The organism is Moraxella sp. DOX410 (assembly GCF_032248735.1).
In the GTDB taxonomy this organism is placed as follows: Bacteria; Pseudomonadota; Gammaproteobacteria; order Pseudomonadales; family Moraxellaceae; genus Faucicola; species Faucicola tetraodonis.
Map to the genome: position 1 here is coordinate 619,541 of NZ_CP135138.1, position 17,872 is coordinate 637,412.

The window sequence follows — 17,872 nt, forward strand, 5'->3', positions numbered from 1 at the left end:
TCATGATACTGTCACATTTCTTTGTAATCATATACACAATTTTTATACAAACCGAAATATGGTTATTATCATGACAGTTAAATCGGTCAGCTGTGAGTTATATCAGCATTGAGCTATCATAGTGAAAATAACCAGAAAAGTTAAATCGTACCGTTGGTGACATTTATTTCATTCAGGCAGTTTCATCGTAAACTCAAAAAACGTTTTTAGGAGCTATCCATGCGTTATTCATTATTAAGTGTTGTCGTAGCATCGACCTTAGCGTTAACCGCTTGTGGCAACAAACAAGCAGACAATCAAGCAGCGGGTGCCTCAGCAACGTCAAGCACTGCGACAGGCGCGGCAGGTAGCGACAAAAACGCCGTATTTACCATCACAGGTGCAGGCGCCTCTTTCCCACAACCTATCTATGCTAAATGGGCAGGTGAGTTCAAGAACGCCACTGGCGGTCAAGTGAACTACCAATCAATCGGTTCATCAGGTGGTATCAAACAAATCCAAGCCAATACCGTTGACTTTGGTGCGTCGGATGCGCCTTTAAGCAAAGAAGAGTTGGATAAAAGCGGTTTAATCCAGTTCCCAACCGTTATCGGTGGAGTTGTACCGGTTGTTAATATCGATGGTGTTGCACCAGGTCAATTAAAACTAGACGGTGCCACCCTTGCCAATATTTACTTGGGTAAAATCACTAAATGGAATGACCCAGCGATTACCGCATTAAACCCAGGCGTGACACTACCAGATGCGCCAATCACGACGATTTTCCGTTCTGACGGTTCAGGTACAACCTTTAACTTTGCAAGCTACTTAGCGGCTGTATCACCAGAATGGAAAGCAGGTCCAGGTGTAGATAAATCCATTAAATGGCCAACCGCTGCGACAGGTGCAGGTGGTAAAGGTAACGAAGGCGTGGCAAGTAACGTCGCTCGTGCCAAAAACTCAATCGGTTATGTTGAGTACGCTTACGCAAAACAAAACAAAATGTCGCATACACAGCTTAAAAACGCGGCGGGCAACTTTGTACAACCATCGGCTGAAAGCTTTGCCGCTGCAGGTAATGCAGATTGGAAAGGTACACCAGGCTTTAACATCGTATTGACTAACCAAGCAGACCCAAATGCCTGGCCAATCTCTGCGGCAACATTCATCTTAATCCATACTAAACCAACCAACCCAGAAAACGTCAAAAATACCCTTAAATTCTTTGACTGGGCGTATTCAAGCGGTGATGAGCTAGCAAAATCCTTGGACTTTGTACCATTCTCAGCAGAAAGCAAAGCTATCTTCCGTGACGAGTGGAAAAAAGTTGTAGGGGCTGATGGTAAGCCACTATTTAGCTCAGATGCTGCCACAGCAACTGCGTCAGCGGCAAAATAATCTCATGATGATGGTTAACAGTTAACAGGGTTAGGCATGTCAAACGATACGTAGAGCAATAAACTAGTTAATGCTCTACGTTTTTTTTTCAAATTTCTAGAATTAGTAAACTAAAACTATTTTTTGATGGCTGGGTTCTTATGTCGGATTTACACGCAAAACTCGCAAAGCAAAAACAATTAGACTGGTTGTTTGTCAACGCGACTCGTCTTTTTGCGTTTATCGTGCTGTTGTTGTTAGGTGGTATCTTAATCTCACTATTTCTTGGCGCATTGCCAAGTATGAAAGCGTTTGGCATTAACTTCTACACCAGTAAAGACTGGGATACAGGGATGGATGTATACGGCGCACTCGCACCAATCTATGGGACGCTAGTGACTTCTGTCATTGCCATTTTGATTGCGGTTCCTGTAAGTTTTGGTATTGCCATGTTTTTGACAGAGCTTTGCCCCAATTTTTTAAAACGTCCTTTGGGTATTGCCATTGAGTTGTTAGCAGGTATCCCTTCAATTATCTATGGTATGTGGGGATTTTTCGTATTTGCGCCTTGGTTTTCAGAACATATCCAGCCCTGGCTGATTGACCATTTGGGTGATGTGCCTTATGTGGGTCGTTTATTCCAAGGTGCGCCGATGGGTATTGGTCTGTTCACCGCAAGTTTGATTTTGGCAGTCATGATTATCCCGTTTATTGCATCGGTCATGCGTGATGTTTTCTCCATTACGCCAAAAATGCTTAAAGAATCTGCCTATGGTTTGGGTTCAACCACTTGGGAAGTGATGCGATACGTGGTGTTGCCTTATACCAAAGCCGGTGTGATGGGCGGTATCATTTTGGGATTGGGTCGCGCATTGGGTGAAACGATGGCAGTCACCTTTGTTATTGGTAACGCTTATAACGTCAGTCCAAGTTTGTTCCAGTCAGGGGTGTCAATCACTTCGGCATTGGCAAATGAATTTGCAGAGTCTGAAGGCTTGCACCAATCATCGCTATTACATTTAGGTTTCTTACTATTTATCATTACCTTTATTGTACTGGTGATTTCAAAATTGATGCTCAGTCGTATGGATAAAAATGCGGGTACGAAATAAGGACGCTGGGAAATACTATGACTACTATCAACATGAATCGTAATAACGCCATTTACAAACGCCGCCGTCTAAGCAATGCTTTAGGACTGATATTTGCCGGTTTGTCCATTGTATTTGGCTTGACCTTCTTAGGTTTAATTTTATTCAAATTGTTTTTATCAGGCTCGCATGCGTTATTGACCATGCCCATTTTTACTCAAGACACCCCATCGCCAAACGAAATTGGCGGTCTTCGCAATGCGATTATCGGCTCAATCATGGTGACAGGATTAGGGCTTGTAGTCGGCACACCGATTGGTGTGATGGCAGGTATTTATCTTGCTGAATTTGCCGAAAACAGCTGGCTTGGTAAAGTCACCCGTTTTATGAACGACATTTTGCTATCCGCACCCTCCATTGTGATTGGTCTATTTATTTTTGCGTTGATGGTACAAGGCCGTAACTTCTCAGGTTGGGCAGGTGCAATGGCTTTAGCGCTATTGGTTATTCCTGTGGTGGTACGTACCACTGAAAATATGCTGCGTCTAATCCCCAATACATTGCGTGAAGCGGCTTATGCGTTAGGGACGCCAAAATGGAAACTGGTAACATCGGTTACTTTACGTGCTGCCAAAACTGGGGTATTAACAGGTATCTTACTGGCATTTGCGCGTATCTCGGGTGAGACTGCACCCTTACTATTTACCGCGCTTAATAACCAATTCTTTAGTACCGATATGGGTCAACCCATTGCCAACTTACCAAACGTGATTTATCAATACGCCAGCCAACCATACCCTATTTCAAACCAATTGGCTTGGGCAGGTGCGTTACTCATCACCTTGGCGGTATTAACATTGAATATTTTGGCACGTGCGCTAAGTGGTAAAGAGCAATCATCACATTGATGATCAATAGAAGATTAAAGCTATTTGCTAGTATCAAACAAATTTTATTAAGGTATTCATCATGACCGCAAAAATGCAAATTCGTAATTTAGATTTTTATTACGGTAAATTTTTAGCCCTTAAAAATATCAACATCGATATCGCTGACAAAAAAGTTACCGCGTTTATCGGACCTTCAGGCTGTGGTAAATCAACGTTACTGCGTACTTTCAACCGTATGTATGACCTATATCCCGGCATGAGTGCCACGGGGGAAATCAACCTAGATGGACAAAACATCTTGGATAAATCGGTGGACGTCAACTTGCTGCGTGCTCGCGTGGGTATGGTATTCCAAAAACCAACGCCATTTCCGATGTCAATTTATGACAACGTGGCATTTGGTGTGCGTCTGTACGAAAGCTTAAGCCGCGCTGAACTAGACGAGCGCGTTGAATGGGCGCTCAAAAAATCGGCACTGTGGACTGAAGTCAAAGATAAACTTAAAGCATCGGGTCTGTCATTGTCGGGTGGTCAGCAGCAGCGTCTGTGTATCGCCCGCGGTGTGGCAACCCGTCCTGAAGTATTGCTACTAGACGAACCCACCTCGGCACTTGACCCTATCTCAACAGGCTCAATTGAAGATTTGATTTCAGATTTAAAAAATGATTACACCATCGCCATCGTCACTCACAACATGCAGCAAGCGGCACGGGTGTCTGACTATACCGCGTTTATGTACTTGGGCGAAATGATGGAAATGGGGGATACTGATAAAATGTTCACAAACCCAGACCGTAAAGAAACTGAAGAATACATCACGGGTAAATTCGGCTAGGTTATTTTGTTATTAGGCGATCTGCGCGTCATTTAGTCAATCACAATACCTCGCTACTTTGCTGCTGCGGGGTATTTTTTTGCCTAAACTTCTCGGCACAATCAACGTAAAATAAATATTGATAACGATTCTCATTTACACTATAATTCGCCAATTGTCATTATTTTTTTTATTATTTATTCGTGTTTACTTTTAAGGATGTTTTATGTTGAGCCGTACTTTTACCTTATCAATATTACCTCTAGCGATATCTGCATTACTATTGACGGCTTGCCAAAAAACCGAACAAAAAACAGAGGTAGCGCCTGCTGCAAGTAGTGCCGCAACAGCGCCTGCAACGACTAACGCTTCTGCAGTCACAGCATCAGCACCGGCAGCAGTGGATATGAGTAAAGAAACGGCGGAATATAAAGCTTGGGTACAAACCCAAATTGATAGCTTGCTTACCGATACCCAAAAATTTGTCGCACTGCTCGAAGCGGGTAAATTAGAAGAGGCGAAGGCGTTATATCCAAAAGCGCGCATGTATTTTGAGCGATCAGAGCCGATTGCTGAAAGTTTTGGCGACCTTGACCCGCGTATCGATAACCGTGAAGCCGACCTTGAGCCCAATGAAGTATGGACAGGCTTCCATGCGATTGAAAAAATCTTGTGGACACAAAATACCACCAAAGGCACCGAACAACTGGGCAAACAACTGATTGCAGATGTCAAAGAATTGCACGCCAAAATTCCAACAGCGGAGGTCACAGGCGACTTGATGGTGCAAGGTTCAGTAGATTTGCTCAATGAAGTATCAACAAGCAAAATCACCGGCGAAGAAGAAATTTTTTCGCACACAGACTTGTATGATTTTAAAGCCAATATTGAAGGTGCCGAGAAAATATTTGCCATTTTAAAACCAAAAATCCAAGCCAAAAACCCAGCTTTAGTCACGGAGCTTGAGCAAAAATTTGGCGCAGTCAACCAACTACTTGCCAAACACCAAGTCGGGCAACAAGACTATAAATCCTATAAAGAGTTAACCCCTGCAGATACCAAGGCACTAGCCGAAGCGGTGAATAAACTCGGTGAACCCTTAGCGCAGATGGGCATTGTATTGCAATAAGTCAAAGGTGAAGCAAAAAATTGCTTCACTTTACGGTTTTAGGGTGGCATAAAAAGGTCAGTACGGTGTTAGGGGCAGTATGAAACATAGTAAATTAGATAAGCAAGCGCAAGAAACAGGGATGGGATTAAAAACGTCAAATCGTCGCAGTTTTTTACGCCAATTTGGTGCGCTCAGTATCGCAGGCGCAGGTTTAGCCGTGTCAGCCTGTCAGCAAAAACCAAGCGAAAACTTACCTAACTTGCAAGCTTTGGATGGCAATCAGTCCAAAGATAGCGATAAAAACGAAAATCCTAAACATGCTGGTAGTGATGCCAATACTACCAAAAATAGTTTTGCCGATGTCAAATATGATTTTTATGGCGAACACCAAGCAGGCATTACCACGCCGTCACAGCGTAATATTTATTTTTTGGTGATGGATTTACATACCGACAAGCTCGACGATGTCAAACAGATGTTCAAAGACTGGACAACCTATGCGGCCAATTTGACGCAAGGTAAAAACATCAAAGCGTATGAAAAAAACCCGTTTGTGCCCCCGACCGACACAGGCGAAGCAGACAGCATGGGCGCGTACGGATTGACGTTGACCTTTGGTATTAGCCCAAGTTTTCTCAAAAAAATGGGACTTGCCCATAAGCAGCCCAAAGAATTCCAAGACTTACCCAAGTTCCCACGCGATCAATTACGAGAAAACTTGACGGGCGGTGATATCTGTATTCAAGCCTGCGCCGAAGATGCCCAAGTGGCATTCCATGCGGTACGGCAACTGGTTCGCCAAGCGCGTTCTAATATCACCATGCGTTGGAGTCAGTCAGGTTTTGTCGGGTTTGATACCGGCAACCATACGCCCCGTAATTTATTCGGTTTTAAAGACGGCACCGCCAACCAAAGCACCATCAAAGCTGCGGACAAAAACTTATGGGCGGATGCGCCCGATTGGATGAAAGGCGGCACTTATTTGGTCACCCGTGTCATCCAAATGCATCTTGAAACTTGGGATCGCACCTCGCTTAAAGGTCAAGAAGACACCTTTGGTCGACATCGTGATAGCGGTGCGGCGATTGGACAAAAAGGCGAATTTGACACCTTTGATGTGCACGCCAAAGACGCGCAGGGTAAAGCAGTGATACCTGAAATTTCCCACATGGGACTGGCAAAACGCACAGGCGTGGAGATGCTACGCCGTTCGTATTCTTACAGTAGCGGCATTAACCCAGCCACGGGGCAGTTTGATTCGGGGCTGCTGTTTATTTCATTCCAAAAATCGCCCGAACAATTTATTATTATCCAAAATGCCCTAGGTCGTCTTGATAAAATGAATGAATACACCACCCACATTGGCAGTGGGCTATTTGCTTGCTTCGGTGGTATCCCGCAGGGTGGCTATATTGGACAAGCATTATTTGAAGCTTAAGGTTAAAATGCAACCTGCATCAGTTAAAAACAGACGGTTAAAAAGTTACTCATGATAAATATCACCCAAAAAACCTTGCTAAATTTTGGCCTAGCAAGTTCGCTGCTCATCACCAGTCAAGGCTTACAAGCGCAGCAACCAACGCCTGCAAGTGCACAGATAGCGACGCAAGCCAGTCAACCAGCCAGCAAAAAGCTGAATTTAAGCCCTATTTTTATCAAGCTATCAGACGCGATGGCGGCAATTAAAGCCAATGATACGCTAAAAGCCAAGGACACCCTTGCGCAAATTCAAACAGCCTTTGATGCCATAGATGCAACGGCAAAAAATTCCACGCTTGGGCAACAGACAAGCCAAGCGATTGGGCAAGCCATCAGTAATCCCACAGAAACCAATTTATCAGCCGTGTCAAATGCGTTATATGCCTTTGAAAAAGAACAAAATCCTGTAGATTACAGTGCGAAGCGAAAAGAGTTTGCCAAAAAAATGGTACCTGCGTATGACAATCTTAATCAAGTCATACAACGGGCAGCAGCGACAGATGTCGAAACATTACGGGCGGCTTACAACCAGTTTAATGCAGTTTGGCTAGGTAATGAGCGGGTCGTACGCAATACCAGTATGGGACACTATGGCAAAATCGAAACATCCATGGCGCTGATGCGAGTGGCGATTGAAACCCAACCCATCAATATGGCGCAAATCAAAACCCAATCTGCTGCGCTAAAAGACGCCATCGACAGTTATAACAAAGGTGACGTAGCCGCTGTACAAACCACACAAACTGTCACTCTGGCGGATAGTATCCAGTTACTGCGCGATGGTTTACAGGCGTTTAAAACAAACGACGCAGCGATTGGTCAAGCAAAATTAGGCGAGTTTATTAGTATTTGGCCAATGGTCGAAGGCGATGTTAGTACGCGTAACCCCAGTCTATATAATCGGGTGGAAAGTCAAATTCCGTTAGTCATGGCGAAGGGACAAGACCCTAAACAGCAGCAAACACTGCAATCGATTATCAATGAATTGGCAGCAATTAATCCAACAGCTCAATATACTGCGGTTGACTCGATGCTGATTTTGCTTCGAGAAGGGTTGGAAGCCTTATTGATTGTCATCTCGCTGTTATCAGCTTTAACCGCTGCCAAACAAGTCAAAGCCAAAAAATGGGTGTATGCTGGTGTCGCTTTTGGCTTACTTGCTAGTATCGCAGGCGCGATGGCATTACAGCTATTATTCCCTGCAGTGACTTCTGCCGCCAATCGTGAGATGTTTGAAGGGGTGATAGGCATCGTTGCGGTGATTATGATGATTGGCATTGGGGCGTGGCTGCATAGCAAATCATCCGTCCAATCATGGAACGCTTATATCAAGCGTCATATGGGACAAGCCATGACGGCAGGTAGCTTTGTGTCGTTATTTGGATTGAGCTTTTTATCCGTATTTCGAGAAGGCGCAGAGACCATATTGTTTTATGTCGGTATATTACCCAATATCAGTATGAGTAATTTTTTAACCGGGATTGGTTTAGCGCTTGTAGCACTGGCAGCAGTGGCTTGGGTGATGCTAAGAACCTCGGTCAAATTACCGATTCCACAGTTGTTTAAAGTCTTAACTTGGGTGATTTACCTACTGGGCTTTAAGATTTTAGGTGTCAGTCTGCACGCGCTGCAATTGACAGGATATCTACCGATGACCGCCATGAGCCGCTTGCCCGCCATTGAATCGTTGGGATTCTACCCGACGCTACAGACATTTTTGGCACAAATCGGCTATGTCATTATTGTAATCGGTATCAATCTTTGGATGAAAAACCATCAACGTCAGCAAACGGCTGCATTGGCATAACTTTTAATCAAAGATAATTAACGCCATAAAAAAATGGGTAAAACTTGTTTACCCATTTGGTTTTGGCGTCTAGTTCATAACGCATAGTTTGCATGACATAGTCTAAACTAAGCTATAGACTACACTACGCCGTTTTTTCCATACGCTCGCGCTGCGATTGACCTTGCCATAAGCCTTCTAGGTCATAAAACGTGCGGGCTTGTGGCATCATCACATGCACCACCACAGCGCCCAAATCAATCAAGGTCCAATCACTGGTGCCTTGACCTTCCACACCAATAGGGTTAAACCCTGCTTGCTTCGCTTTCATCGCGACATGGTCGGCAACTGCTTTAAGGTGGCGGGTAGATGTCCCTTCGGCAATCACGATACGCTCCATGACTTCAGTCATATCAGCAACATCGAGTACGGTAATGTTTTTGGCTTTTAAATCATCCAAGGCATCTTGAACGATGTCAAGGCAAGTGGTTAACTGTTGGTGGGCAGGGTGTTGATTGACTAAACTAGCAAATTGGGTATCGGTCATAAATGCGTGGATTCCATGAATTGGGTCATAATGATTGGGTCATAAGGGTAGCTTAAAATAGGATCATGACAATCCTAAAAAAAGTGCGCTATTTTAACAAAAATCTAACGCACAAGTTATCAAAAAATGTAAATCAATATCAGGCTAAACGTGTGGGGCATATAACTGATGCTCAACAATATACCGATAAACCTGACTCGGTAAACTTAGCCGCGCTTGCTGTCGTTGCCGAGCTTCTGTGCTGTATAGCCAAGCTCTGATATCACTACTGGCGATATCAGGCACGACAAACTTATCAATATAAATATGGTTAGTGGTTTGATTTATCAAGTCTTTTGGCGAATGAATGATAAAAGGCACTAACCGATTATCAATATTTATATTAGGGGGTTTATCCGTATTGGCCAAAGCATTTTGGTTTAAGTTTTGGTGTAAATTGTGGCTTAAATTGTCGCTAGGGGCACCCAAGGCAGGACGGGGTAGCACCCATAGATTGGTCAGCGAAAGCAGCTCAAAGCCGCGATACCATTTATCAAGTTGTTCAACACTGTCTTGCCCAAGGACAAAAATCAGTAGGTCATTGGGATAACGCTGTTTAAATTCACTCAAGGTATGAAAGCTATACACAGGCGGCTGACACTGCAGCTCAGTCTTATCAATCGACAAAAAAGGCACATCGTCAATCGCAAGCGCAAGCATTTCAAGGCGCTGGTGGTTGGAAGTTGGCTGGGTTTTTAGGGGCGAACCTGCGGTAGGCAATAATTTGGCGATGATATCAACGTTGGGGAAGGCGCGCATGAGCTCATGGTACACATGCGCAATCATCTGTAAATGCGCCAAATGTACCGGATCAAATGAGCCACCCAACCAGACACGAATACAGCGAGGCATTGTCATAACCACAAGCCCAATAAAAGTTTAGGGTAAAGAAAACTAACATCCTTCATCATCACTGACACATCTTACGGTTGGTTTGGCGGTTCATCGGTTGGTACATTGCGCACAAAAATCACTTTATGCAGAATTTTACCATAAAGCAATTTTTGGGGATAACAGATTGTGGCGCACTAGCCTAGTGGTGGAAAAGTAGCCTTGCATTGCATTTAAGCTGATATTCTGTGTGACAGGCAATGGTAACAGACAACAAAAAGGCGAGTGTCACACTCACCTTTTTTTAAACATAAAAAACGCTTAAAACTCACTGCTATCTGCTTGAACGGCTGTGAGCGCAATGGTATAGACAATATCTTCAACCAAGGCGCCACGCGACAAGTCATTCACAGGCTTATTTAAGCCTTGCAGCATAGGACCGACGCTCACCACGTTGGCAGAGCGCTGCACCGCTTTATAGGTGGTATTGCCAGTGTTCAAATCTGGGAAGATAAACACATTGGCTTGACCTGCCACTAGCGAGTTTGGCGCTTTTGATTTTGCCACGCTTGCCACACTGGCAGCGTCATATTGTAACGGACCATCAATGAGCAAATCAGGCGCTTTAGCTTTGGCGATTTCGGTGGCTTGACGCACTTTATCCACGTCTGCGCCTTCACCTGATGACCCTGTCGAGTAACTAATCATGGCAACTTTGGGTTCGATACCAAACGCTTTGGCAGATTGGGCGGATTGTAAGGCGATTTCAGCCAGCTGTTCTGCGGTAGGGTCTGGGTTGATGGCACAGTCACCATACACCACCACTTGCTCAGGCAGTAGCATAAAGAAAATAGACGATACCAGTGAATACTGCGGCGCTGTTTTAATTAACTGAAACGCAGGGCGGACGGTATTGGCAGTGGTATGTACGGCGCCAGATACCAGACCATCGACTTCACCCAAGTGCAGCATCATCGTACCCAGTACGACGGTGTCTTTGAGCTGTTCATGGGCTTGCAGTTCATCGAGTTTGCCTTTACGGCGCTCAACCATAGGCTTGACGTACTTGTCAATCAAGGTATCTGGGTCAAGAATCTGCAGGCCTTCAGGTAGGGTGAGCCCCAAGTTCTTGGCAACCTCTTCGACCTCACTGCGTTTGGCAAGTAAGATACAGTGGGCAATACCACGAGTCTGACAGATGACCGCCGCTTCAACGGTACGGGGCTCATTGCCTTCAGGCAGTACGATGGTTTTTTTGGCAGCTTGGGCTTTTTTGACCAAGGTATGACGAAAAGCCGAAGGCGAGAGTTTGCGGTTGTTGTTGCCTTGACTAAAAGTGGTTTTGATCCAGTCCAAATCCAAATGCGCGGCGACAAAATCGGTGACTTCACTGGCGCGAGTGGTATCATCTGCGGGGATTTCATGGCTGATGTGGTTAAGTTTGGTGACGGTATCAAAGCTGTCAGTGTCAACCAGCATCACAGGAATCCCTGTTTTTAGAGCGGGGCGACACAGATTGATAATTTTTTGGTTCGGCACGATACCGCCTGTCAGAATAAGACCTGCTAGCGGTACACCATTCATGGTGCTAAGCGCAGTCGCCAAAATCAAATCGTCTCGGTCGCCTGCCGTCACCAGTAAGTTACCACGGGTGAAAGAATCTTCAATATTGGCAACGGTACGCGCAACCAGTAAAGTATTGAGCACACGGCGGTTTTTGGCGTCGCCTTCATTGAGCCATTTGGCATCAAGCTCACGAGCCACGTCCCAGGTACGGGGCACACTTAAGGTATTGCTAAAAGGCACTACGCCAATCAAGCGAAATTTATCGGAGTCAAAATAAGGAGAGTGGGATTTAATCGCCTGTAATTGCTCAGCTGCCAAATCAACTTTGGCTTTACCAGGGGCGACGGGTGCTTCGTCATAGTGGTTGTCCACATTTTTGACGCGCATCAAAATCGTGCCTAACGTGCGCTCGCTTGCCATACCGCCAAAATCACGGGCAAAAATATCTAACTTGTCCACCAAACTATCCGGGTTTGCAATATCGCCACTACTGACCAAGATGACTTTGGCATCTAGCGCGTTGACGATGGCTAAATTCACCAATTCCGCATAACTTGAATCATTGTCGGCAGCCAGACCTTCACAGACGATAACGTCATATTGCTCAGCCAATGCTTGGTGTTTGGCAACCACTTCTTCCATCAAATCATCTAACTGACCATCCCCAATCACACGCTCTAAGCGGCTACGATCAATGGAGGGTGGCGGGTTTAAGTTAAAGGCATGTTTTGCAAGCACGCTTGAGCTGTCATCACTCTCATGATTGGCGGTGGTATTTTGGCTAAAGGGTTTTAAAAATCCTGCTTTTAGCCCGATATAATCGAGTGCACGGATAAAACCCAAACAAGCTGAGGTCAAGCCAATGCCGCTACTGGTAGGCACAAATAAAATAGTTTGCATGATAGTTCCTATTTGTTATTTTATTCAAACTAAAAACCCTGATGAGGCATCAGGGTGAGAGGGTTTATAAACCTAAGACTTCTTTGGTTTCTTTGGCGATTTGGTATTCTTCATCGGTCGGAATCACCCACAATTGCAGTTGGCTGTCGGCTTGGTGGAAGCTACCTTCGGCGCCGCGCGAGAGTTCGGCATTTTTGTCAAGGTTCGCTTTGATGCCAAAATGCGGCAAGTTTTGTAAGATTTTTTGGCGAATTGAGGCGCTGTTTTCACCGATACCGCCGGTAAATACCAAGCCAGTGAAGGTCGGTAACGCACAGCTGAGTGAGGCGATATAACGAGCGGCTTTATAACAGAAAATTTCGATGGCGAGTTTGGCATCCTCGTTGCCTTCATTGGCGGCTTGCTCCACCGTGCGCATGTCGCTTGAGATACCTGAAATGCCCAGCAACCCGCTTTGTTTATTTAAAATCGTATCAATTTGGTCAAGGCTATAGCCCAAAATACGGTGTAAATGAATATGCAAACTTGGGTCAACATCACCACTGCGTGTACCCATGACCACGCCTTCCAGCGGGGTCAGACCCATGCTGGTGTCCAAGCTTTTGCCATCATACACGGCGGTTAACGAGCAACCATTACCCAAGTGCACGGTAATCCAACCATTGGCTTGGTGATGAGGGGCTAGGCTATCAGCGCGGTGGCTGACATAAGCGTGCGAGCTACCATGAAAACCATAGCGACGGATATAATGCTCATTGTACAAATCTTTTGGAATGGCATAGCGGTAGGCTTTGGCGGGCATGGTTTGGTGAAAGGCGGTATCAAACACGACCACTTGCGGCAAATCTGGGTAGATTTTTTCCACCGCCTCAATACCTAAGGCATGGGCAGGGTTGTGCAGGGGCGCCAATACTTTTAGCCGTTTGACTTCCGCCAAGACATGGTCGTTGACTTTTTCGGCATGAGAAAACTCACGTCCGCCATGCACCACACGGTGACCCACGGCAACGGGTTTGTAAGCGGCTAATAAACCTAATATTTTTTGCAGCGCCCATTGGTGATTAGCGCCTGCCAAAGAGATTTCGACTTTTTCTCCATTGAGGTCGGTGTGTTTGATACGTGCCGTATCTAAGCCCAAGTTTTCCGCAAGACCGGCAACGCGCTCGCTGCTGTCATTGCTTAATAACGCGTATTTGATTGACGAAGACCCACAATTAAGTACTAAGATCGGATTTTGCATGGCTGTTCCTTTAGACAAGATCTTGTGCATTCCTTGCATCAAGCGCCTTCCTAACTGGATTAAATTTTAAGCTATCCTTGTCTTAAGTAATTTATTGTAGATTAAAAAAATTGTATTGTGGTAATTTTTTGCCAAATTTTTGTTGTCATCATTATAGCAAAAAAGCATACCACAATAGTGATAGCGTTAACAAAAACGAAAAATTAACAAAAATCATCGATTTAACGCTCATCTTTAATAAGGTGAGAAATAAGGTGAGATAATTGCTTATAAAACGCAAAAACAGCTACAATAACCCCATCACAAATTTTATTTTTATACTTACTTTTATTCTTAAAATTAAGGGCATTCATGCAAATTTCAAAACTATCCCCAACAATCGCCGTGCTGATGGTGATGTTGGCAACCAATGTGCTGACAGGATGTGGGCAAAAAGGGGCATTGTACCTACCCAGCAGCCATAGCCAACAAGTAGTCGATGCGACCGCCAAACCCACTAGCACCACTGCGAATGCCTCTGATACCAAAGTCGATGTCAACACCCAAGACCCCAACGTCATGATTGATAATAATGCAGCCCCAGTGCCGCATTCAGCGCCTCACTCAGCGACTACGCCATCGGTGCCATCTGTGCCATCGGTTGGAGGTAAAAATGATTACTAATGATGCAGCCGCAAGTTTAGCAATCAATCCGACCGAACACGTCAAGTCAATCAATGGTCTGAGTTATGATGGCACTGCCTTGATGATGGATGGCGTCAGTCTTGCGGATATCGCAAAGACCTTCGGCACACCGACCTATGTATATAGTCAGCAGTCGATTTTGGCAGCCTATAAAGCTTATGATGATAGTTTTACTGAGATTGAGCATCAGATTTGTTATGCGGTAAAAGCCAATAGTAACCTTGCGGTATTAAACGAACTTGCCAAAGCAGGGGCAGGGTTTGATATTGTTACAGGGGGCGAGCTTGCGCGAGTTTTGGCTGCGGGCGGCGACCCCAAAAAAATCGTATTTTCAGGACTTGGCAAAACCGCTGAAGATATCCGCACTGCCCTTGAAGTAGGGATTGCTTGCTTTAATGTCGAGTCAGAAGCTGAGCTGTACCGTATCAATGCAGTGGCAGGCAAACTACAGCAGCAAGCGCCAATTTCGCTACGCGTCAATCCCAATGTCGACGCGCAAACCCATCCGTATATCTCCACAGGGCTCAAAGAAAATAAATTCGGCATTACCCATGAAGATGCGCCCCGTATCTACCAAATTGCCCATGACTTACCGCACTTAAAAGTCGTCGGTATTGATTGTCATATTGGCTCGCAGTTGACCCAAGTTCAGCCTTTTATGGATGCATTGGATAAAGTCATTGAGATGATTCACGCACTTGCCAAGCAAGGTATTGCGCTTGAGCATATTGATTTGGGGGGTGGCTTGGGTGTGCAGTATATTGACGAAGACGTTGCAAGTATTGAAGAATTTGCGCAGTTACTGTTACCAAAACTGAAAACTTTAGGCTTAACACTCTATTTAGAGCCAGGTCGTAGCATCGTTGCCAATGCAGGTGTATTGTTGACCCGCGTGGATATTTTAAAACCTACCGAACACAAAAATTTTGCCATTGTCGATGCCGCGATGAATGATTTAATTCGTCCGGCACTTTATCAGTCAGAGATGGCGGTCATCCCCACACAGTTGAACTCACCGGTTGAACCCAAAGTATGGGATATGGTCGGGGCGATTTGTGAGACGGGCGATTTTTTGGCAAAAAACCGTGTGTTAGCATTGGCTGACAATGATGTTCTAGCCATCACAGGCGCAGGGGCGTATGGGTTTGTCATGTCGAGCAATTACAATAGCCGCCCACGTGCTTGTGAAATCTTGGTCAAAGAGGGTCACGCCCATGTCATTCGCGAGCGTGAAACGGTTGAGAGCCTTTGGCAAAACGAAAAATTGGTAGATTAAATCTAAACTGTAAGGTTTGCTGGCAACGCTAAGTCTTATTTAAACCGCTGAGCCCAAAACCTTAGCCACTGAAACCAAAACCTTAGCAGCTGAACCCAAAACCTTAGCAACCGAGCCCAAATTTGCTTGACTTGCTAAGGTTTTTTTGTTCCCCAATTACCTTATAAAAAATCAGCTATCATGATAAGATAGCGTGCATAAATCAAAATAATTTTAAGGAATAACAATGTTAATTGAATTTACCAAAATGCATGGACTGGGGAATGACTTTATGGTCATTGACCTAGTCACACAGCGACTTCACTTGACCAAAGAGTTAGTAGCGTTGTTAGGGGATAGACACTTAGGCATTGGCTTTGACCAGTTGTTGATTGTTGAGCCGCCAAGCCGCCCTGATGTCGATTTTCGCTATCGTATTTTTAACAAAGATGGCAGTGAAGTGCAGCAATGCGGCAATGGCGCTAGATGTTTTGCCCGTTTTGTGCAGGCGCGCAAATTGTCATTTAAACAGCGTATTCGGGTAGAAACCGCCAGCGGTATTATTACCCTTAGCACCGATGATTATGGCTGGGTAAAAGTGGATATGGGTAAACCAAAATTTGAGCCCGATGAGATTCCTTTTACCCCCAAAACCATTACTAAAGTTCAAAACTCATACCGGCTAAATGTGGATGGTACGCCTGTGACACTCTATGTGGCAAATATGGGCAATCCCCATGCCATTATCAAAGTAGATGATGTATTGACCGCTGAGGTGGAAAAACTCGGTAAAGCGATTGAGAGCCACCCTGCATTTCCGGAGCGCGTCAATGTCGGGTTTATGCAGGTGATGAATAATCGCCATATCCGGCTACGCGTCTATGAGCGCGGCGTGGGCGAAACGCAAGCTTGTGGTACGGGCGCGTGTGCTGCGGTTGCGACTGGGGTGCGTGAAGGCTGGCTAGATGAAGGCGTGGATATTCGAGCCCAGTTGTATGGTGGCAGTTTGGCGATTCGTTGGCAAGAAGGCTATCCTGTGTATATGACCGGTCCTGCGACCTTTGTGTACGAAGGGGTGTTTAGTCCTGAGGGTTTGATGGCAGGTGCGGGGCTGAAATTTACGCCAGCACAATCAAGTGAGGAACATCGCTCAGATGAGGGACATCCTTACCATGAATAGCCCCCAACCTCGCTAACCGACACTATGCCAACTAGCCGTATCCTAAGTCAAGGCAAAAATAGTCAAGGGAAAAAGCGCAGCCGTGTAGGCAAATCAGCAAACGATGATTTGCCTACCCACTTAACGCCGCATGAGGCAGAAACTGTGCTCAATACCAATGACCAAGCTTTGGTAGATCGCTGGCTTGCTGAGCTAAGCAGTAAGCGTTATAGCGCAGCAACTATCAAAAGCTACCGCCAAGCGCTACAGCCTTTTTTGGCATATTGCTATGAGCAACATACCGCGCTTTGTCACATCACCCGTCAGCAGTTGTCAGATTTCCTAATTCGCCGATTGGATGTCGATAAAATATCCAAATCCAGTAGTCAATATGAATTAACCGTGTTGCGTCAACTTTACAAATGGTTGATTGCTCAGCAGCTGATGACATTAAATCCCACCACAACCATACGTCTTAAACGCGCCCCGAGACCCTTGCCCACGCTACTTGATATCGATGTATTATCACAGTTATTAGACCAAGCTGCGCCAGAAGATAGCCATGAAGCGCGGCTATGGATTCGCGATAAAGCCATGCTAGAATTACTGTATGGTAGTGGTTTACGCGTCGGCGAGCTAGTGGGACTTAATATGTCTGATATCGACAAATCACAGCGGCTGTTACGAGTACTGGGTAAAGGCGGAAAAACGCGCATCGTACCGATTGGCGAAAAAGCCTGGCAGGCACTCATCAACTATTTGCCGCATCGCTCGCTATGGGTGGAAGAGCAAGACCCTGCGGTATTTGTCAGTGAGCGTTATGGGACGCGTATCTCAACACGCACCGTGCAGCTACGTATCAAGCTACAGGCCAAACGTGCCGGTATCGCACAAGATTTATACCCGCATTTGCTAAGGCACTGTTTTGCCTCACATATTTTAAGTGATAGTGGTGATTTGCGTGGTGTTCAAGAACTGCTGGGACACAGTGATATCAGTACCACACAGATTTATACCCATTTGGATTTTGGGCATTTATCGCAAGTGTATGATAAAGCGCATCCCCGCTCACGACGATAGCGCACAATAATAGGCAGGTTAAGCAGTAATATTAGGCATGAAAA

15 protein-coding genes are annotated in these 17,872 nt (G+C 45.3%); 11 read left to right on the forward strand and 4 right to left on the reverse strand.

From position 1 onward, the window contains the following. The first annotated feature begins 219 nt into the window (after positions 1-219). The 7 genes from pstS (at position 220) to RNZ41_RS02900 (ending at position 8,548) form a co-directional block, all read left to right on the forward strand. A complete protein-coding gene (gene pstS / locus RNZ41_RS02870; protein WP_314027530.1) occupies positions 220-1,377 on the forward strand; it encodes a phosphate ABC transporter substrate-binding protein PstS in 1,158 nt (385 codons plus the stop codon). Positions 1,378-1,517: 140 nt separating this feature from the next. Further along, positions 1,518-2,468 (forward strand): phosphate ABC transporter permease subunit PstC, encoded by a 951-nt coding sequence (gene pstC, locus RNZ41_RS02875; protein WP_036593090.1) that lies wholly within the window; start codon positions 1,518-1,520, stop codon positions 2,466-2,468. Positions 2,469-2,485: 17 nt separating this feature from the next. Beyond that, positions 2,486-3,355 (forward strand): phosphate ABC transporter permease PstA, encoded by an 870-nt coding sequence (pstA, locus tag RNZ41_RS02880; protein WP_095355920.1) that lies wholly within the window; start codon positions 2,486-2,488, stop codon positions 3,353-3,355. Positions 3,356-3,416: 61 nt separating this feature from the next. Beyond that, complete coding sequence (gene pstB / locus RNZ41_RS02885; RefSeq protein ID WP_219299031.1) at positions 3,417-4,172, forward strand: phosphate ABC transporter ATP-binding protein PstB; 756 nt, start codon at positions 3,417-3,419, stop codon at positions 4,170-4,172. Positions 4,173-4,377: 205 nt separating this feature from the next. Continuing rightward, positions 4,378-5,280, forward strand: a complete 903-nt coding sequence (gene efeO, locus RNZ41_RS02890; RefSeq protein ID WP_314027531.1) for an iron uptake system protein EfeO — start codon at positions 4,378-4,380, stop codon at positions 5,278-5,280. Positions 5,281-5,359: 79 nt separating this feature from the next. After that, positions 5,360-6,700, forward strand: a complete 1,341-nt coding sequence (efeB, locus tag RNZ41_RS02895) for an iron uptake transporter deferrochelatase/peroxidase subunit (RefSeq protein ID WP_159676588.1) — start codon at positions 5,360-5,362, stop codon at positions 6,698-6,700. A 51-nt stretch (positions 6,701-6,751) separates the two neighbouring features. Beyond that, positions 6,752-8,548 (forward strand): FTR1 family iron permease, encoded by a 1,797-nt coding sequence (locus RNZ41_RS02900; protein ID WP_314027532.1) that lies wholly within the window; start codon positions 6,752-6,754, stop codon positions 8,546-8,548. Between the two features lie 124 nt (positions 8,549-8,672). Here the strand turns inward: RNZ41_RS02900 and rsfS are convergent, their stop codons facing one another. The 4 genes from rsfS to RNZ41_RS02920 all read right to left on the reverse strand — a co-directional run bounded on the left by rsfS (position 8,673) and on the right by RNZ41_RS02920 (position 13,650). Continuing rightward, positions 8,673-9,074 (reverse strand): ribosome silencing factor, encoded by a 402-nt coding sequence (gene rsfS, locus RNZ41_RS02905; protein ID WP_050324756.1) that lies wholly within the window; start codon positions 9,072-9,074, stop codon positions 8,673-8,675. A gap of 144 nt (positions 9,075-9,218) precedes the next feature. Beyond that, entirely contained in the window at positions 9,219-9,971 is a 753-nt protein-coding gene (gene nadD, locus RNZ41_RS02910; protein ID WP_314027533.1) for a nicotinate (nicotinamide) nucleotide adenylyltransferase, read from the reverse strand. A gap of 294 nt (positions 9,972-10,265) precedes the next feature. Further along, entirely contained in the window at positions 10,266-12,410 is a 2,145-nt protein-coding gene (gene pta / locus RNZ41_RS02915) for a phosphate acetyltransferase (RefSeq protein ID WP_314027534.1), read from the reverse strand. Between the two features lie 64 nt (positions 12,411-12,474). Continuing rightward, complete coding sequence (locus RNZ41_RS02920) at positions 12,475-13,650, reverse strand: acetate/propionate family kinase (RefSeq protein WP_314027535.1); 1,176 nt, start codon at positions 13,648-13,650, stop codon at positions 12,475-12,477. 351 nt (positions 13,651-14,001) lie between these two features. On the opposite strand from RNZ41_RS02920, the gene lptM reads away from it, so the two are divergent. The 4 genes from lptM to RNZ41_RS02940 all read left to right on the forward strand — a co-directional run bounded on the left by lptM (position 14,002) and on the right by RNZ41_RS02940 (position 17,828). Continuing rightward, entirely contained in the window at positions 14,002-14,313 is a 312-nt protein-coding gene (lptM, locus tag RNZ41_RS02925; protein WP_314027536.1) for an LPS translocon maturation chaperone LptM, read from the forward strand. Further along, positions 14,303-15,610 carry a diaminopimelate decarboxylase gene (lysA, locus tag RNZ41_RS02930; protein ID WP_409950649.1) on the forward strand — a complete coding sequence of 436 codons (1,308 nt, stop codon included), beginning with the start codon at positions 14,303-14,305 and terminating at the stop codon, positions 15,608-15,610. Before lptM ends, lysA begins: the two co-directional genes overlap by 11 nt. A 226-nt stretch (positions 15,611-15,836) precedes the next feature. Further along, a complete protein-coding gene (gene dapF, locus RNZ41_RS02935) occupies positions 15,837-16,769 on the forward strand; it encodes a diaminopimelate epimerase (RefSeq protein ID WP_144918112.1) in 933 nt (310 codons plus the stop codon). 24 nt (positions 16,770-16,793) lie between these two features. Next, positions 16,794-17,828 (forward strand): tyrosine recombinase XerC, encoded by a 1,035-nt coding sequence (locus RNZ41_RS02940; protein WP_314027537.1) that lies wholly within the window; start codon positions 16,794-16,796, stop codon positions 17,826-17,828. The last annotated feature ends 44 nt before the right edge of the window (positions 17,829-17,872 follow it).